Origin of the sequence: Halobacillus hunanensis (genome assembly GCF_900166655.1) — a bacterium.
GTDB classification, from domain to species: domain Bacteria; phylum Bacillota; class Bacilli; order Bacillales; family Halobacillaceae; genus Halobacillus_A; species Halobacillus_A hunanensis.
The window spans coordinates 13,170-29,325 of the sequence record NZ_FVZB01000006.1 but is presented as its reverse complement, the minus strand read 5'-3'; the positions used below and the strand labels follow the sequence as shown (position 1 = coordinate 29,325).

Sequence of the window (16,156 nt, the reverse complement as noted above, 5' to 3'; positions counted from 1 at the left end):
CAGGTCATCCAGAAAATGGATGACCTGAGGTGGTTTTATTTGGGCAGGATAAGATGAAAAGGAGGGATTGTGTATGATTAATTTGGAATCTCAACTAACGGATGAGCTATTTGACTTACATGAACTTGAGCAAAAGCTTCAGTCTATTGGCTTCACTTTCTCGGATAATTGGGATTATGAGCATGGTTACTTTGATTATAAAATTGCGGAACAAGGCGGTTATCAATTTCTTAGGATTCCTTTCTCTGTTGTGGAAGGAACACTAGATTCGCCAACAGCTCCTGCGACGGTCAAAGTAAACAAACCTTATTTGCTTTCTCATGCTTATCAGGATGGTATTGATGATCATGTGCAGGAAGGAAATTTCCGAGCAGCATTTGATCAGTTTCAAACTCCTCGTGATAAGGATGCTGACTTTCCTGAAGAATTTATCCAAACAGGCAAGGAATTAATTCAACAGTGTGAGCAAGCATTACTCGTTGAACGGCGTAAATAAAACTAAGTAATCCTCCTCTGTTAACGTAGTATTCGAATCAAAATCAAAGTAAAAATTCTTTCCATTCCTTATCCCAATCACTTGAGAGCTTTGGTTCAAATAATGTTCGAGTATCTGAATCATCGGTTTCCCTGCTAAGGAAGAAGATACTTTCTCCTCATGGAACTGACGATTGGTCAATAAGTTTAAAAAAAGTTGAAAGGGCTGAAGGGGGTCTTTTCGGTAAAGCTCATGATAAAATAAACTGCTCATGAAATCATTTGACCGAATTACCGTATTGGCTCCGGCTCTTTCAGCATTAATTTTTTGACGTTCTGTAAGGACTTCAGCAATGATAAATAAATTTGGGTGATGTCCTTTTAAGGAAACAAGCTGGTGTATGACGGCTTGATCGGATTGATGCTCTTTTTTTGAAGGGTTCGCTGTAACGACGGCCATTCTTGCTTTACATACGTTCGCCTTTTCAAGTGTTTCTTCGTTTGTGGCATCGCCCTTGATGAAGTGGATGTTCGCCAAGTTTTGATACAAATGATTGATTGTCTTATCAATTAAAACGATATTATCTTTAATATCATCTTCCCTCATCATATCAATCAATTGCCTTGTTCGTTCATTCCAGCCGATGACAATAATATGCGACTCACCTTTATATCGCACTTGCCCTTTCGAAAGGGCCCGCTCATGTTCAACGGTGGTCGATGCTAAGGTCACCATATAAAAGGTGAGAAGTCCTCCGCCTGAAAAGATTAATAACATGGCTATAATTTTTCCGGGCACTGTCAGTGGCACGTAATCTCCATATCCGACTGTAGCCCCTGTTATAAATGCCCACCAGATCCCGTCAAAAATTGATGGGAAACTGTTTGGTTCTATGAGATGAATCGAAGTGCCGAAAATGATCATTGTAATAAATATGCCGGATAATAGCCTGATAAATAGAGGAAGTTGAAAATAATCGCGAATCCATTGCTGCATACCAATAAAGCCCCTTTTTATATACTAGTATGGCTAGCAGGAGGAAGATTCAAACATAAAGAAAGCATGCCTATGCCGGCATGCTTAACTCTTATTTAGCAAAAGTTTTTTTAAGGTCTTGATACACGAATGAGTGAAATTCTTTGTTGTCACGATAAGCCTTTGTTACAAACTTCAGCATTTCTTGTTGCTTTTCTTTAAAATCATCTGCCTCCTTTGGAGGGAGAGCGGCTATCGAGTTGTCGATAAATGCCTGTAATTCCGGGGCACGAGGCCCCCAATTGAATAGTTCCCTTCCGTTTTCTTCTATGACAATAATCTTTGGAATGGAGCGGGACTTTCCATTGGTCAGGTATTGGTCCATCAATTCAAGGTTTTCATCGCGCTTTAGAAAACGGGTCTCGATCCCTGCGACTTCGGCTATACGCAAAAATATCGGTACATTCAACATGGCATCTCCACACCAGTCTTCCGTAATGACAATAGATAGAAGCTGTTTGGCCTTTAGTTTATTGAAAAACGGCATGTCTTCCTCAGGAACCGTGAACTGATCATAGATTTTGATAAGGTTTTTCTGATTCTGTTCCATCGATTCGATATAAGGGTCTGGAGTTATCCCTTTTTGAAACCATTCATGTAAATTCATTTCATGCTCTCTCCTTTACTATGCATACAGCTCTTCATTTTCCCTAAATGTTGAAAAAGTATGCTTTTTTTTAATAAATCATGAGAAATGGTATAATTTTCAACAGTGTGAACTATTTGAGGAGGTTTATTTTCTTGGAAAAAAAACAAATTGATCTATTATTACAAATGCTAAAGACCCCATCACCATCCAGCATGGAGATGGAGATTCAAAAATCATGGATGAAAGAAATGAAAGCTTATGCCGATGAAATAAAGACAGATAACGCCGGAAATGTCATTGCTGTGTTAAATCCTGACGCGGAATTCAAGGTGCTGCTTGCCGGACACTGCGATGAGATTGCGCTTGTGATTAACCGTATCGATGAACAAGGGTATCTCCACTTTGATAAAATGGGCGGAATTAATCCTAAGGCTGCAGTGGGGATGAAGGTGAATGTATTAGGCTATAGCCATTCTATTACAGGTGTAATTGGTGTCAACGCCCAGCATCACGGAGGCTTAAAAGACGACTTCGGGTTAGAAGACCTCTTTATTGATTGTGGAGCGAAATCAAAACAGGAGATGGAGAAGTTTGTTCAAATCGGTGACTTAGCCGTATATAAACGTGATCCAGAAGTTATGATGGATCGTTATATTTCTGGAAGAGGGCTTGATAATCGCACAGGACAATTTATCGTTGGGGAAGTGTTAAGAAAACTAGCGCAACGCAGCGTTAACGTAGGAGTTTATGCTGCTAGTACAGTTAACGAAGAAACCAACATGGGAGGCGCGTATTTTGCGGCAGCAGGCATTCAACCGACGATGGCTATCGCTTGTGACGTGACCTTCGCCACTGATTATCCTGGTGTAAATAAAAATAAATATGGGGATGTTCGCCTCGAGGGCGGTCCTGTCTTAGCTAAAGGGGCTCCTATAAATCGGAAAATCAATCAGCTGCTTGAGAGGAGCGCGTCCTCATTAAACCTTGGACTGCAATATGAATTAACGCCACGAATGACTGGTACTGATGCGGACCGAATGCGTCTGACTGGACAAGGTGTTCCCGTTAGTCTAGTATCTCTTCCGTTACGCTACATGCACTCACCTGTGGAGACAGTCAGTATCAAAGATATGGAGGAAGAAATCGACCTATTAGTTGATATGATTGCGAATTTGACTGGTAAGGAAAGCTTAAATCCTTTAGAAGATTAACTACCAAACTCTGGCTTATAGCCAGGGTTTTTCTTATGCTGAAAAAATGATTGAGAGCAAGGAAAAAGTGGTATATGAAACTAGGAACGATTGAATGATTTACATGCGAAGGAGTGATTTTGTGGAAGCAGCAGCTCTGCTATTGATAGGGATTTTAACTGTTTTTATTGCCTTCATTATAGCTATAGCTTTATTTATAATCAGAGTCATGTTTAGAGACAAAAAGCAGGAAGGGCACTCTATCTTAAGGAATTATCCTATTCTTGGAAAGATGAGATATATCACTGAAAAAATGGGCCCCGAATTACGGCAATATCTGTTCAACGATGATAATGAAGGGAAACCATTTACCCGTAATCAGATGGAGGGTACATATATTTCAGCTAAATATAATAAGAGGTTAATCGGATTTGGATCTGAACGCGATTTTGAAGCACCTGGTTATTATCTCAAAAATGCTATGTATCCGACACATCGTGAGGAGATGCTTGTCGATAACGAAAAAAAGGTTCGCACCAAAGTGTATCAAATAGATAAAGATAAACTTTTCCAACGCAAGGAGCATTCTTCATATAAAGAAGCAAATCCATTTTATTTACCAGATGAGGAAGCTGTCGTAATTGGACAGGATACATGTAAATATCCCTTTATGGTGAAGGGACTGATTGGTCAATCTGCAATGAGTTACGGGTCACTTGGTGAAAAAGCGATTACCGCCCTGTCTACCGGGCTTGGGTTAGCAGGCGGAGCTTGGATGAATACAGGAGAAGGCGGATTGTCCCATCACCATCTTAAAGGCGGAGTGGATATTATATACCAAATCGGACCAGGATTATTTGGTGTCCGGACGAAGGATGGCGAATTTTCATGGGAGGAATTTAAACGGAAAAGTGAAATAGACGAAGTAAAGGCGTTTGAACTAAAGCTTGCACAGGGTGCAAAAACAAGAGGCGGACATGTTGACGGAGCGAAGGTGACACCTGAAATAGCCGAAATACGCAACGTTGAACCATGGGAGTCCATAGACAGCCCCAATCGCTTTTACCAATTTGGGAATAATGAAGAAATGTCTGAATTTATGAAGCAGTTACGTGAAGTAAGTGGCAAGCCTATTGGAATGAAGATCGTGGTTGGGAACATTGAACAATTAGAAGAAATGGTCTCACATATGGCAGATAGTCAAGAAGGTCCCGATTTTATTACAGTTGATGGAGGAGAAGGAGGTACTGGAGCGTCCTATCAGGAACTTGCAGATGCCACTGGACTACCCATTAAATCAGCCTTGCCTGTCGTAGATGATATGTTGAAGAAGTATAATGTACGAGACCGTGTAAAGGTGTTTGCATCTGGTCAATTAATATCTCCTGACAAGGTAGCAATGGCTCTAGCAATGGGGGCCGATTTAGTGAATATCGCCAGAGGTATGATGTTTTCTGTAGGTTGCATTCAGGCTGAGATTTGTCATACAAACAATTGTCCAGTTGGAGTGGCTACGACAAATCCCAATCTTCAAAAAGCTTTAATTGTAGAAGAAAAGTCGTTCCGTACTTGTAACTATGTACTTTCATTAAGGGACGGTCTATACAATCTTGCGGCAGCTGTCGGAATTGACTGTCCAACTAAATTTGAACGCAAACATATTGTTTATCGTGATGAACATGGGCGTCTTCAATCATTAGAGGATATCTTTCCATCAGCAGAAGTAGTAGAATCATAATTGCTATAGAGGGGGAGTTAGTGTGAATAAGAAAATAGTTAGGGTTAGTAGTCCTTTCTCCGGTAAATTGATGCAGCTTGCCGATATTCCCAAACAAAAATTTTCTAACAAAATGATGGGAGAAGGTATAGCAATTGAACCGACTGATGGAGAAATGGTTGCTCCTGTATCCGGTGAAGTCACTCAAATATTTCCAACCAAACATGCTGTAAACCTATTAACGGATACGGGTGTTGAACTGTTAATTCAAGTTGGAATTGATACTGAAGACCTCGAAGGTGAAGGGTTCGAAACCAAAATAAAAGAGAAAGGTCATGTCTCCACGGGTGAATCCCTGATCACTTTCGATTTAGCAAAAGTAAGTCGAGAACTTACTAGTCTTGCTTCTCCTATCGTGATTATGAATCGTAATAAGGTTGCTCAGTTCTTCTATACCTCAAAATCTCATGTTATAAAAGGCGAAACGATTATAATAGAACTTGAACTTAGTGATTAGAAAGTCATATAAGCAAATATTGTTGCAATTCTCCGCATTCTTTTGTAAAATTAATAAAAATATAATATCGATTCAAATCTTCGGGGCAGGGTGCAATTCCCGACCGACGGTAAGGAATACGTGAGAAGTATTCTAAGTCCGTGACCCGTTAAGTATTAAACTTAACGGTGGACCTGGTGTAACTCCGGGACCGACAGTTAAAGTCTGGATGGGAGAAGATGTCAAGCGAAAACGGCAGGTATTGAACTCCGCCTTAACTTTCCTATGGACAAACCTCTATCCTTAAGTCTCGAGAGCTTAAGGGTTTTTATATGGGTGTATGTCTTTCGCTAACCTTCATCTGGGATTTTGAATCGATGCAAAAGATGGAGGAGGTTGTTGATGAACCAGTACACAGGTCAATCATCAAAGTTGTTAAAGTTAATTATATTATCGCTGTTTGGAAGCATTTCGATGGTTTTGATGTTGCTAAATTTTCCGTTACCCATGCTTCCTCAATACTTGAAAGTTGATTTTAGTGAAGTTCCTGCACTTGTTGCTGCCATTTTGTTCACACCGGCAGCTGGGATAATTGTTGAAGGATTAAAAAATACACTTTATCTTATTTATACAGGGGCTGCTGACCCTGTCGGTGTTGTCGCTAACTTCCTGGCTGGTGTTTTATTCATCGTGCCCGTTGCGTTGTTCTATCATAAATTCAAGAACGTTAAAAGTCTTGTCTCAGGGTTAGTAACAGGTTCTGTCATCATGGCAATAGGGATGAGTGTCCTCAATTATTTTCTGTTCTTACCTGCTTATAGCTGGTTTATGGGGTGGGAAACAATGTCTGCTCAAGTAAAATGGGTGACGGTTGTTGGAGCGGTTCTTCCCTTCAATGCTCTTAAAGGGGTAATTGTTGGAGTATTATTTATCCCGCTGTTTATTAAGCTTAAGCCGTGGATTGAGCAGAAGCGGGTTAAGACCTCTTCTGCTGCTTAATGGGAAACGGATAGTTTCTCCATAATAAATACGGAGATTATCAATATATGAAGGAGAGCGTATGGAACGCTCTCCTTTTTCATCTTTCTTCTGCTTCAGCTACGGTCATTCTTGCTGTAGGCATGGCTTTGAGGCGTTCGATTGGGATAGGCTCTCCAGACTTTTCACTTTTTCCATAACGCCCATCTTTAATTCGGTCAAGAGCAGCATTAATTTCTTTTAGCTTCTCTCGAGTTTGTTCATAAAGTGTATAGTCTTTCTCTTTTTCAAATTGTGAAGTTCCAAGATCTCCAGGATGGTCAGCCACACTGGAGAGTTCACCTTCCATATCGTTAGGATCTTCACTATTTTTCTGTTGGTTTTGAAATGCAGTCAACTCTTCTTCTGCTTCTTCTTTCATAGCTTCGAGCTGCTGTTTGAATTTATTCAACTGTTTATCAGTTAACATACTTTCACTCCTAATTTAGTGGGAAGCAGCTAGGAATTCTGACGGAGAACGACCCCGACTGTACACCTTGAAATAGAGATCAATTGTTGGTCTTCATCTTCTATCCGGATTTCCCAAACCATAGTTGTTCTTCCCCGATGATGAGGGATAGCAGTGCCATAAACAATGCCGGAACGTACACTTTTTATATGGTTAGCATTGATTTCAATTCCAAAAATCTGCTGATGTTCGGGGTCAATATTTAAAAAGGACCCAATGCTTGCAGCAGATTCAGCCAGTGCTACGCTTGCTCCCCCATGAAGAAAACCCATCGGTTGATGTGTTCGATGGTCGACAGGCATTTTAAGGGTAACTTTCTCTGGTGTCGCTTCGATGACTTCCATTCCTAGCGCTTCCATTAATGTGTTTTGTATAGATATATCCATTTTTATCATCCTTTACTTTTCATTCCCTGATTTCATAATATCAAACATACATAAATATGAGGTGATTTCAGCTTATCCTAAAATCAAAAAACCCGGACTCAAGAAGCTGTCCGGGTTGTCTTAAAGTTGCCTTCCATTTTTAAAAAGAAAAAGGGATTAACAGTTGTAAAAGAAGCGAAATTCCAAGTAACATACCGTAAAAGGTATTGGTCTGTGCAGTCGCCTTCATGGCTGGCATCATTTCTAGTGGGGATTTCTCACCAGCGAATCCTTGTATAGATTGGGTACCTTTTCTTATGCTAAGCAATGTAAGGAGTGACCAGATCGGAAGCATCCCTAATGCGATGAGCATTAAAGTCAGCCCATACGCGACCACATAAAGACTGAGCAAGAAACGGACAGCCCCATGATGGCCGAATAATATAGCTAATGTCTTACGGCCGTTTTCAGCATCTCCGACACGATCACGAATATTATTTGAGAGATTGATCGCTCCAATAAAAATCGCTATCGGAACTGAGATTACGATGACTTCCCATGATATACTTAATGATTGGATATAATAACTTATGGCAACAATGATTGTCCCCATGAACAATCCTGCTGCTAGTTCACCTAATGGAGTATAAGCGATTGGGTAAGGGCCGCCTGAGTAAAGATAACCTAACAGCATGGATACGAGACCGATCACGGCCACCCACCAGCTGGAAGAAGCACAGATATAAACGCCAAGCAATGTCGCCACTGCAAGGAAGCTTATGGCTAAGGTTAATACAGTTCGCGGTTGGATTCCATCTCGTACAATGGTACCGCCTATTCCAACAGACTTCTCGTTGTCTAATCCCCTGACGAAATCGTAGTATTCGTTAAACATATTAGTGGCCGCCTGAATTAAAATCGAGGCGAAAAGCATAGCGGCAAATAATCCAAGATGAATCCCATGATCAAGAGCAGCAAGCATCGTCCCTACGAATACAGGAACGAAAGCAGCGGTTAACGTATGGGGACGTAATAACCTCCACCAAACTTGAAATCCGTCACGTTCATTCAAGGAAGTTCTCATATTTTGATTTGAAACAGAACTCATGGGTGTCATCTCCCTTGTATTTAAACTAGTAATATAATATCAACTTAAGTTTAGGCAAACAGTCCTCTGGTGTCAATCCTTGTAAGAATATGCAAGAACCGATGAAGATTTCTTGAGTCAAGAGAAAAAAGAGAATAAAATAGAAGAGGGTATTCATCGTTTATTAAAAATGATTGAGTTATTATCTTAATATAATGCAACGTCCCAAACTGGGGTGGGAGGAATTTTAATGCTTCATATAAAAGTACCTCAAATAGATGAAATTGTTGAGGGAGCGATTAATAAGGCGACTGATGAAAGCAAACCGCAACTTATCAGTTTTGTGAATGAAATAGAATATACAAATGCTTTTTCTTTCTTAGATCGAGCGCAGAAGGTCGATCGTCATCGTTTATTTTGGAAAAGTGCAGATGAGGATTTTACGATGGCAGGGGTAGGTGCGGCCCATAAGATGATTGCAGCGCATCCGAATCGATTTAGGAAGATAGAATCAACGTGGAATGAACTACTGGACGAGGCACAAGTGTACGATCCTCACTATGAAAAAGGAACTGGTCTTGTCGCTTTGGGAGGATTTAGCTTTGATGCCAATCAAAACAATTCAACCCCATGGGAGGGCTTTCCTGACAGTCAAATGACAGTCCCAGCCTATTTGTTAACGAATAAAGGTTCGAAATCGTATTTGACTACGAATTTGCTTGTTTTTGAGGAAGATCATAAACAGCAGATTATACGCCAAATAGATGAGCATCAACAGCAGCTTTTACATGGTGATCGTCAAGAACATAAACTTCCTAAGCAAACGGGTTTAACGGAGATGGAAGCGGAAAAGTGGAAGCAAAGCGTCAAGCAAGCTACTGATGACATTAAGCAAGGAAAATTGGGGAAAGTTGTGCTTGCCAGGGAACTGCGTGTGAAATTTGACTCCTCAGCTGAGTTGGCCGCAATTGTGGAGGAATTATGCGAAACACAAGAAAATAGTTACATCTTCGTTTTCGAAAATGGCGGAGATTACTTTATCGGCGCAACGCCAGAAAGGCTGGCTAAATTGGAGAACCAGGAATTGGTCTCTACATGTTTAGCAGGAACAATTCCACGCGGCAAGGATGAAAAAGAGGATTACCTCTTTAGTCAGCAGCTTCTGAATGATCCAAAAAACCGGCAGGAGCACGATTTTGTGGTTCAGATGATTCGGGAAGCCGTTGAAGCATGCTGTTACAATGTCGAAATTCCTAGTGCACCAGTCGTTTATCCGCTTCGTAACTTACAGCATTTATATACCCCTGTCACAGCTACTCTTGAACAGGGATATACACTGCTTGATGTTGTAGAGAAGCTGCATCCGACTCCAGCACTCGGCGGCATGCCTCAGAAGCAATCAGTAGACTATATCAGGAAACATGAAGTGTTAAACCGCGGCTGGTATGCAGGCCCGATTGGCTGGTTTGACGGGCATAATAACGGGGAGTTTGCGGTAGCAATTCGTTCCGCACTTCTTCAGCAGGATGAAGCTTCTTTATTTGCTGGGTGCGGGGTCGTGGAAGATTCCAACCCTGATGCGGAATACGAGGAAACAGCTGTCAAGCTCAGGCCCATGTTATCCGTATTAGGAGGATCAGTATGAACTACACAGAAACTTTATCAAGATACATGACCCATTTTGTTGCCCAACTCGCTCATTCGGGGATAGAGGATGTGGTAATTTCACCTGGATCACGATCCACCCCCCTTGCTATGACATTTAGTGAATATGATCGGGTGAAGCATTGGGTTCATGTTGACGAGAGATCTGCTGCCTTTTTCGCATTAGGCCTAGCCAAAGCAAAACAAAAGGCTGTAGCGCTTGTCTGTACGTCCGGCACCGCTGCAGCCAACTATTATCCGGCAATCGTCGAAGCTTACTATAGCAGGATTCCGCTTGTTGTTTTAACGGCGGACCGTCCACATGAGCTTAGAGATGTAGGAGCTCCTCAATCTATTGACCAAATTGATATGTATGGTCATTACGTCAAATGGTTTCATGATTTAGCCTTACCTGAGGATGGGTTGCTCTCATATGTAAGAAAACAGGCGGCTCGTGCGGTTGAAGAAAGTGAGTCAAGCCACCCTGGACCAGTACATGTAAACCTTCCTCTGAGGGAGCCATTAGTTCCGGATTTTAATGTAAATGGGCTCTGGAATGAAGGAACAAAACCAATTCCAAAGAGTATTTATGGTTTGCCGCAGATTTCAGAAGAACAGGCAGTACATTTTGTGGAATTACTAGCCAGCGATAAAAAGGGTTTGATCGTATGCGGACCGCAAACGGATCCTAGTCTAGCATCCCATCTTACCATTTTGGCTGCACGCTCAGAAGTGCCGATTTTGGCAGACCCGTTATCCCAATTAAGAGCAGGCGAGCATGATAAGCGAAATATTATCGAAAACTATGATGCCATTTTAAAATCAGATAAAAGAAAAGAGTCACTCGAACCGGAATACATTATTCGGTTCGGGGCGATGCCGGTGTCTAAGCCTTACTTGCAGTGGATACAAAAGCACGGTTCGGCCATCGATCATTATGTGGTAGACACATATGCAAGCTATCGGGAACCTTCAGGTGTAGCCACACAATTTGTTTGGTCTGAACCTGGTGTTTTTTGCCAAATGATTTATTCCAATTTGCAAGCAGATCATATTGAAAGTGAGTGGTTACAGCATTGGCAGAAGATGAACACGCTTGCTAAAAGCCATATGCTTGCTGAACAGGGTGACGAATTAAATGAGGGACATGCGGTGGTCCGCTTGTCGAATTCGATGTTAGATCGTTCTGTTCTATTCGTCGGAAATAGTATGCCGATTCGAGATGTCGATAGCTTTTTTATGGCTACACCAAAGCATATTACAGTGATGGCTAATCGCGGTGCGAATGGGATTGATGGTGTAGTTTCAACAGCCCTTGGAGCAGCGGCAACTGGTCAGTCGACCACACTGCTGCTAGGTGACTTATCATTTTTCCATGATATGAATGGCTTGCTGCTTGCGAAGCAGCATCACTTGCCTATTACAATTGTTGTGATCAATAACGATGGGGGCGGAATCTTTTCTTATCTTTCACAAGCGACACAGCCTGCTTACTTTGAAGAGTTGTTTGGAACACCAATTGGGCTAGATTTTAGAAAAGTTGTAGAAATGTTTGGCGGAACACATAGACGTGTTGATAATTGGGAAGCCTACACACGTTCGTTAGAGGATAGTTATCAGGAAAATGGTTTGAGTGTTGTAGAAGTAATCACGAACAGGGAGGATCATGTGGATTTTCACAAAGAAAAATGGCAGGGGATCGCAGAGGCCCTGGATTCACTGGATGAGGTCTAGATTATGTATATTAAACTGACCCATCGTACTTACTGGGTAGAAGATGAAGGCGAAGGTTTGCCTGTTTTGATGCTCCATGGGTTTACAGGCAGCAGTCGCACATTTGCTAAAGTAAGGGAGTTCTTGCCATGTTCCATTCGGACTATTTGTATTGACATGCCAGGGCACGGATACACAGGAGTCGTCGGCACTTTGACGATGGAGCAATTTGCTGCAGATGTAGTGGAAATTCTGGAACATTTAAAACTCTCTGTTGTGGATGTTCTTGGTTATTCCATGGGCGGTCGGGCAGCTCTGTCTTTTGCTATGCTCTACCCTGAGTGGACAAATAAACTAATTCTTGAAAGTGCTTCGCCGGGTCTTGCCGATCCTGATGAGCAAATGGCTAGACGGACTAAGGATCAAGGGTTAATTGATAAAATTACTAACGAAGGCTTGCAAAGATTCGTCCATTATTGGGAGGATATTCCGCTCTTTGAAAGTCAAAAGCAGTTGTCTGCTGAAGACATTGCTCATTTGAAAGAAGAACGATTAAGACAGAATCCACATGGCTTAATTCAGTCTCTTCAAGGAATGGGAACAGGGCGGCAGCCCTCTTGGTGGGAGAGACTTTCAGACTTACCAGCAGAGGTGCTTCTGGTTGCAGGCGAGTGGGATGACAAATTTATCTCGATTAATAAGGAGATGGATTATCGACTGTCGGAATCCACTTTTGTCATCGTTGAAAATTCTGGACATACAGTCCATCTCGAAAAACCGAAGTTTTTTGCTAAAACTGTCGAAGACTTCGTGATACAATAGTAATTGTATGGAAGCGGATAAGCATGTCCGCAAATTGTTTAAAATGGAGGGTTATGTATGACCTATAACTGGGTTACTGAAAGAGAATACGAAGAAATTCTCTACGAAACTTTTGAAGGAATTGCTAAAATTACGATCAATCGTCCAGAAGTTCGTAATGCTTTTACTCCTAGAACTGTGCAAGAATTAATTGATGCTTTCGCATATGCACGTGATGATTCTAAAATCGGAGTCATTGTATTAGCTGGTGCTGGCGATGACGCATTTTGCTCAGGTGGAGACCAAAGCGTTAGAGGACACGGAGGTTATGTCGGTGACGACCAAATCCCTCGCTTGAATGTGTTAGACTTACAACGACTAATCCGGGTTATTCCTAAGCCTGTCGTTTCCATGGTTTCCGGATATGCAGTAGGTGGCGGTCATGTCCTACATATCGTTTGTGACCTGACTATTGCTGCTGATAATGCAATCTTTGGTCAAACAGGTCCAAAAGTTGGAAGTTTCGACGCGGGATATGGTGCTGGCTTGCTTTCCCGTATCGTCGGTCAAAAGAAAGCTCGAGAAATTTGGTATCTTTGCCGTCAATATAGTGCAAAAGAAGCGAAGGATATGGGACTCGTTAATACGGTTGTGCCTCTGGAGCAACTTGAAGATGAAACGGTTCAATGGTGTAGAGAAATGCTTGAGAAGTCACCAACAGCTCTTCGTTTCCTAAAAGCCTCTTTCAATGCTGATACAGATGGGCTGGCAGGCTTGCAGCAAATGGGCGGCGATGCAACCTTGCTTTATTACACCACAGAGGAAGCAAAAGAAGGGCGCGATGCGTTTAAAGAAAAACGCAAACCTGACTTCGGTCAGTTCCCGCGTTTCCCATGATCGAAAATAAAATGGTTCAAAAAAGGGCTTCCTATAGCTTAGGCAGCCCTTTTTATATGAGAAAAGGGAGGATAAAGAGCATGAGTGAAATTCCTCATTGGCTGGAGAAGCAGTATGAACTGCAGCCAGAAGCCACAGCAATTGAATATGGTGAACAGAAATCTTTGAGTTATTCTGCTCTAAGAGAAAAAAGTCGAGAACTGGCCAAAGGGTTAATGAAAGAGGGTATAAAGGCGGGAGATCATGTTGCCCTATTATCAGCTAATCGAATAGAGTTTCCCGTTTGTGTTCACGCACTAAGCTATATTGGAGCAGTTGTAGTCTGTTTAAATATAAGATTGACGCCGGAAGAACTTGCTTATCAAATGAACGACGCGGAAATTTCGGCATTGATTGTTGACTCTGACTTTGAAGACAAGGCTCTGCGTTCTATTGAAAAGGCCAAGTTAAAACATATAGAACTTATCAATATGCGTTGTCTGCCAAAATCTGATGAACCATTTGTTTTAAAAGAACAGCTGTGTTTAGAAGATGTTTTTACCATGATGTACACATCGGGCACCACAGGAAAACCTAAAGCTGTTATGCATACTTATGGAAATCACTGGTTCAGCGCTATCGGTTCCGCTCTTAATTTAGGTTTGTCGCAATCGGACAAGTGGCTGATTTGCCTGCCTATGTTTCATGTTGGTGGTTTTTCTTTACTCATGAAAAATGTTATTTACGGAATGCCAATTCGTCTGTTGTCACATTTTAATGCCCGAGTGATCAATAATGAGATTCTTCATCATGGTGTAACGATGGTTTCCGTGGTAACGGTTATGCTTCAAAGATTGATACGAGACTTACAACAAGAGAACTATCCTTCGTCTTTTAGGTGTTTTTTATTAGGCGGTGGACCAGTCCCTAAACCGTTATTAAAGAAGGCGAGTGAAAAGGGGATTCCTGTCTTTCAAACGTATGGTATGACGGAAACCAGTTCTCAAATTGCTACATTAAGCCCTGTGGATGCCTTTAATAAACTTGGCTCAGCAGGAAAAGCCCTGGCTCCAGCCATGCTAAAAGTTATGGTGGATGGGAGACCCGCTAACGCATATGAAACAGGAGAAATCCACGTTAAAGGACCGATGGTGTCAGCTGGATATTATAAAAAAGCGAGAAACAACTCAGAATATTTGGCAACGGGTGATGCAGGGTATTTGGATGAGGAAGGGTTTCTATACGTTGTTGACCGTGTTAAAGATATGATTATTTCAGGAGGGGAAAATATTTATCCTGCTGAAGTTGAGAGCGTTATAATGGGACTTGAAGGTGTCGAAGAAGTAGGGGTGGCTGCTGCAGTAGATGAAGAATGGGGAGAGGTGCCCGTGGCTTTTGTGGTCCTCCAGGCGGGAGCAGAACTTTCATTGGAGAAGCTGACCACCTATTGTCATCAACATTTGGCTTCCTATAAGATTCCGAAGCAGTTGTTTATCATTTCAGAGCTGCCAAGAAATGCCTCAAATAAGGTTGTCAGACGCAAATTATTTGAGTATGCGCAAGGGAACGATAATTAATGGATATCCAACGTATCGTTTTACGTAGAATTTCACTTCCGCTGCGAAGCCCGTTTCAAACCCATCAAGGTGAACTTCACGAGCGTTCCGTGATTATTGTTGAAGTTAGTGATCATCAGGGGTTGAAAGGGTACGGAGAAGTATCGGCTTTTTCCACCCCTTTTTATACAGCCGAAACAATCGAAACAGCCTGGCATATGCTGAGAGATATTATCCTTCCTCATCTAAACACCAGAGATATTCAGCATCCAGCTGACTTTGTGCGCATGACTTCCTTTATTCAAGGTAATCAAATGGTAAAAGCAGGTTTGGAAGGGGCTATATGGGATTTATATGCGAAACAGAACAAAGTGAGTTTAGCTGAATTGATTGGAGGTACGCGTGCTTACGTTAAAGCAGGTGCCGTTTTGAGTCTATCTGATTGTACTAAAAATGATATAAACAGATTAAAACAGTCTGGCTATGAACGATATAAATTAAAAGTTGAAAAAGGCAAAGAAAGAGACAAAATCAATCAGGTTCAGACCATCGACCCTGACCTGGCTATTATGATTGATGCAAATGGCATGTACAGAGAAGAAGATATAGATCACTTAACTGCCCTGGATGATTTAGGGCTGCTAATGATTGAGCAGCCTTTTGAACCTGGTGACTTCTATTTGCATAGACAGGCACAGCAACAAATGAGTACGCCGATTTGTTTGGATGAATCCATTATGTCATTACACGATGCAAGGCAAGCGATTGAACTCGGAAGCTGCCAAATCGTTAATATAAAAATCAGCCGTGTAGGAGGCATGACGGCAGCATTAAACATTCATGATTACTGTCAAAATAATGGAGTGCCTGTATGGTGTGGCGGCATGGTGGAAACAGGTATCGCCAAGGCCCACAATCTGGCTCTTGCTTCTTTACCTAACTTCACAATACCGGGTGATTTATCGAGTTCAGACAGATATTTTTATAAGGATGTTCTTAAAGAACCGATTGAAGTAATAGACGGTAAAATTAGGGTGCCAACGGAAAATGGAATAGGGGTAAATGTTGATGATTCTTATTTGGAAAAGGCTACCTCTCAAAGCTATGTCTGGCAGCCAGGTTAGAT

General features: G+C 41.7%; 16 protein-coding genes and 1 riboswitch. Of the genes, 11 read left to right on the top strand and 5 right to left on the bottom strand.

Features of this window, described 5'->3' with window-relative positions; genetic code table 11:
- Positions 1-73: 73 nt before the first annotated feature.
- Positions 74-496, top strand: coding sequence for a YugN-like family protein (locus B5354_RS05845; protein WP_079526872.1), 423 nt, complete (start codon positions 74-76; stop codon positions 494-496).
- Here the strand turns inward: B5354_RS05845 and B5354_RS05840 are convergent.
- A complete protein-coding gene (locus B5354_RS05840; RefSeq protein WP_079526870.1) occupies positions 473-1,471 on the bottom strand; it encodes a potassium channel family protein in 999 nt (332 codons plus the stop codon). The two genes, B5354_RS05845 and B5354_RS05840, sit on opposite strands and share 24 nt — an antisense overlap.
- 91 nt (positions 1,472-1,562) lie before the next feature.
- Positions 1,563-2,117 (bottom strand): thioredoxin family protein, encoded by a 555-nt coding sequence (locus B5354_RS05835; RefSeq protein WP_079526868.1) that lies wholly within the window; start codon positions 2,115-2,117, stop codon positions 1,563-1,565.
- A gap of 167 nt (positions 2,118-2,284) precedes the next feature.
- On the opposite strand from B5354_RS05835, the gene B5354_RS05830 reads away from it, so the two are divergent.
- From B5354_RS05830 to B5354_RS05815, 4 genes are all read left to right on the top strand, one after another.
- Positions 2,285-3,310, top strand: coding sequence for a M20/M25/M40 family metallo-hydrolase (locus tag B5354_RS05830; protein WP_425432122.1), 1,026 nt, complete (start codon positions 2,285-2,287; stop codon positions 3,308-3,310).
- A 103-nt stretch (positions 3,311-3,413) separates the two neighbouring features.
- Complete coding sequence (locus tag B5354_RS05825; protein WP_139377119.1) at positions 3,414-5,027, top strand: FMN-binding glutamate synthase family protein; 1,614 nt, start codon at positions 3,414-3,416, stop codon at positions 5,025-5,027.
- Positions 5,028-5,049: 22 nt separating this feature from the next.
- On the top strand, positions 5,050-5,523 hold the full coding sequence (locus B5354_RS05820; protein WP_079526862.1) for a PTS sugar transporter subunit IIA: 474 nt from the start codon (positions 5,050-5,052) through the stop codon (positions 5,521-5,523).
- A 72-nt stretch (positions 5,524-5,595) separates the two neighbouring features.
- Positions 5,596-5,747: riboswitch (FMN riboswitch) on the top strand.
- Between the two features lie 157 nt (positions 5,748-5,904).
- A complete protein-coding gene (locus tag B5354_RS05815) occupies positions 5,905-6,501 on the top strand; it encodes an ECF transporter S component (protein WP_079526860.1) in 597 nt (198 codons plus the stop codon).
- Between the two features lie 79 nt (positions 6,502-6,580).
- On the opposite strand, the gene B5354_RS05810 is transcribed toward B5354_RS05815, so the two are convergent.
- The 3 genes from B5354_RS05810 to B5354_RS05800 form a co-directional block, all read right to left on the bottom strand.
- Positions 6,581-6,949, bottom strand: coding sequence for a TraR/DksA C4-type zinc finger protein (locus B5354_RS05810; RefSeq protein WP_079526858.1), 369 nt, complete (start codon positions 6,947-6,949; stop codon positions 6,581-6,583).
- Between the two features lie 29 nt (positions 6,950-6,978).
- Positions 6,979-7,374: a hotdog fold thioesterase gene (locus B5354_RS05805; RefSeq protein WP_079526856.1), complete on the bottom strand. Its 396-nt coding sequence runs from the start codon at positions 7,372-7,374 to the stop codon at positions 6,979-6,981.
- Between the two features lie 139 nt (positions 7,375-7,513).
- Positions 7,514-8,461, bottom strand: coding sequence for a 1,4-dihydroxy-2-naphthoate polyprenyltransferase (locus B5354_RS05800; RefSeq protein WP_079526854.1), 948 nt, complete (start codon positions 8,459-8,461; stop codon positions 7,514-7,516).
- Between the two features lie 229 nt (positions 8,462-8,690).
- On the opposite strand from B5354_RS05800, the gene B5354_RS05795 reads away from it, so the two are divergent.
- The 6 genes from B5354_RS05795 to menC all read left to right on the top strand — a co-directional run bounded on the left by B5354_RS05795 (position 8,691) and on the right by menC (position 16,154).
- Positions 8,691-10,085 (top strand): isochorismate synthase, encoded by a 1,395-nt coding sequence (locus B5354_RS05795; RefSeq protein WP_079526852.1) that lies wholly within the window; start codon positions 8,691-8,693, stop codon positions 10,083-10,085.
- Complete coding sequence (gene menD / locus B5354_RS05790) at positions 10,082-11,818, top strand: 2-succinyl-5-enolpyruvyl-6-hydroxy-3-cyclohexene-1-carboxylic-acid synthase (RefSeq protein ID WP_079526850.1); 1,737 nt, start codon at positions 10,082-10,084, stop codon at positions 11,816-11,818. Before B5354_RS05795 ends, menD begins: the two co-directional genes overlap by 4 nt.
- Positions 11,819-11,821: 3 nt before the next feature.
- Positions 11,822-12,619: a 2-succinyl-6-hydroxy-2,4-cyclohexadiene-1-carboxylate synthase gene (menH, locus tag B5354_RS05785; protein ID WP_079526848.1), complete on the top strand. Its 798-nt coding sequence runs from the start codon at positions 11,822-11,824 to the stop codon at positions 12,617-12,619.
- 57 nt (positions 12,620-12,676) lie between these two features.
- Positions 12,677-13,495, top strand: coding sequence for a 1,4-dihydroxy-2-naphthoyl-CoA synthase (menB, locus tag B5354_RS05780; RefSeq protein WP_079526846.1), 819 nt, complete (start codon positions 12,677-12,679; stop codon positions 13,493-13,495).
- A gap of 80 nt (positions 13,496-13,575) precedes the next feature.
- Positions 13,576-15,051, top strand: coding sequence for an o-succinylbenzoate--CoA ligase (locus tag B5354_RS05775; protein ID WP_079526844.1), 1,476 nt, complete (start codon positions 13,576-13,578; stop codon positions 15,049-15,051).
- On the top strand, positions 15,051-16,154 hold the full coding sequence (gene menC, locus B5354_RS05770; protein WP_079526842.1) for an o-succinylbenzoate synthase: 1,104 nt from the start codon (positions 15,051-15,053) through the stop codon (positions 16,152-16,154). Before B5354_RS05775 ends, menC begins: the two co-directional genes overlap by 1 nt.
- Positions 16,155-16,156 lie beyond the last annotated feature (2 nt).

Excerpts from the sequence above, each read along its gene's own strand:
- B5354_RS05845 (WP_079526872.1), top strand. The coding sequence starts at position 74 with ATGATTAATTTGGAATCTCAACTAACGGATGAGCTATTTGACTTACAT.
- B5354_RS05840 (WP_079526870.1), bottom strand. The coding sequence starts at position 1,471 with ATGCAGCAATGGATTCGCGATTATTTTCAACTTCCTCTATTTATCAGG.
- B5354_RS05835 (WP_079526868.1), bottom strand. The coding sequence starts at position 2,117 with ATGAATTTACATGAATGGTTTCAAAAAGGGATAACTCCAGACCCTTAT.
- B5354_RS05830 (WP_425432122.1), top strand. The coding sequence starts at position 2,285 with ATGCTAAAGACCCCATCACCATCCAGCATGGAGATGGAGATTCAAAAA.
- B5354_RS05825 (WP_139377119.1), top strand. The coding sequence starts at position 3,414 with ATGCGAAGGAGTGATTTTGTGGAAGCAGCAGCTCTGCTATTGATAGGG.
- B5354_RS05815 (WP_079526860.1), top strand. The coding sequence starts at position 5,905 with ATGAACCAGTACACAGGTCAATCATCAAAGTTGTTAAAGTTAATTATA.
- B5354_RS05810 (WP_079526858.1), bottom strand. The coding sequence starts at position 6,949 with ATGTTAACTGATAAACAGTTGAATAAATTCAAACAGCAGCTCGAAGCT.
- B5354_RS05805 (WP_079526856.1), bottom strand. The coding sequence starts at position 7,374 with ATGGATATATCTATACAAAACACATTAATGGAAGCGCTAGGAATGGAA.
- B5354_RS05800 (WP_079526854.1), bottom strand. The coding sequence starts at position 8,461 with ATGAGTTCTGTTTCAAATCAAAATATGAGAACTTCCTTGAATGAACGT.
- B5354_RS05795 (WP_079526852.1), top strand. The coding sequence starts at position 8,691 with ATGCTTCATATAAAAGTACCTCAAATAGATGAAATTGTTGAGGGAGCG.
- menD (WP_079526850.1), top strand. The coding sequence starts at position 10,082 with ATGAACTACACAGAAACTTTATCAAGATACATGACCCATTTTGTTGCC.
- menH (WP_079526848.1), top strand. The coding sequence starts at position 11,822 with ATGTATATTAAACTGACCCATCGTACTTACTGGGTAGAAGATGAAGGC.
- menB (WP_079526846.1), top strand. The coding sequence starts at position 12,677 with ATGACCTATAACTGGGTTACTGAAAGAGAATACGAAGAAATTCTCTAC.
- B5354_RS05775 (WP_079526844.1), top strand. The coding sequence starts at position 13,576 with ATGAGTGAAATTCCTCATTGGCTGGAGAAGCAGTATGAACTGCAGCCA.
- menC (WP_079526842.1), top strand. The coding sequence starts at position 15,051 with ATGGATATCCAACGTATCGTTTTACGTAGAATTTCACTTCCGCTGCGA.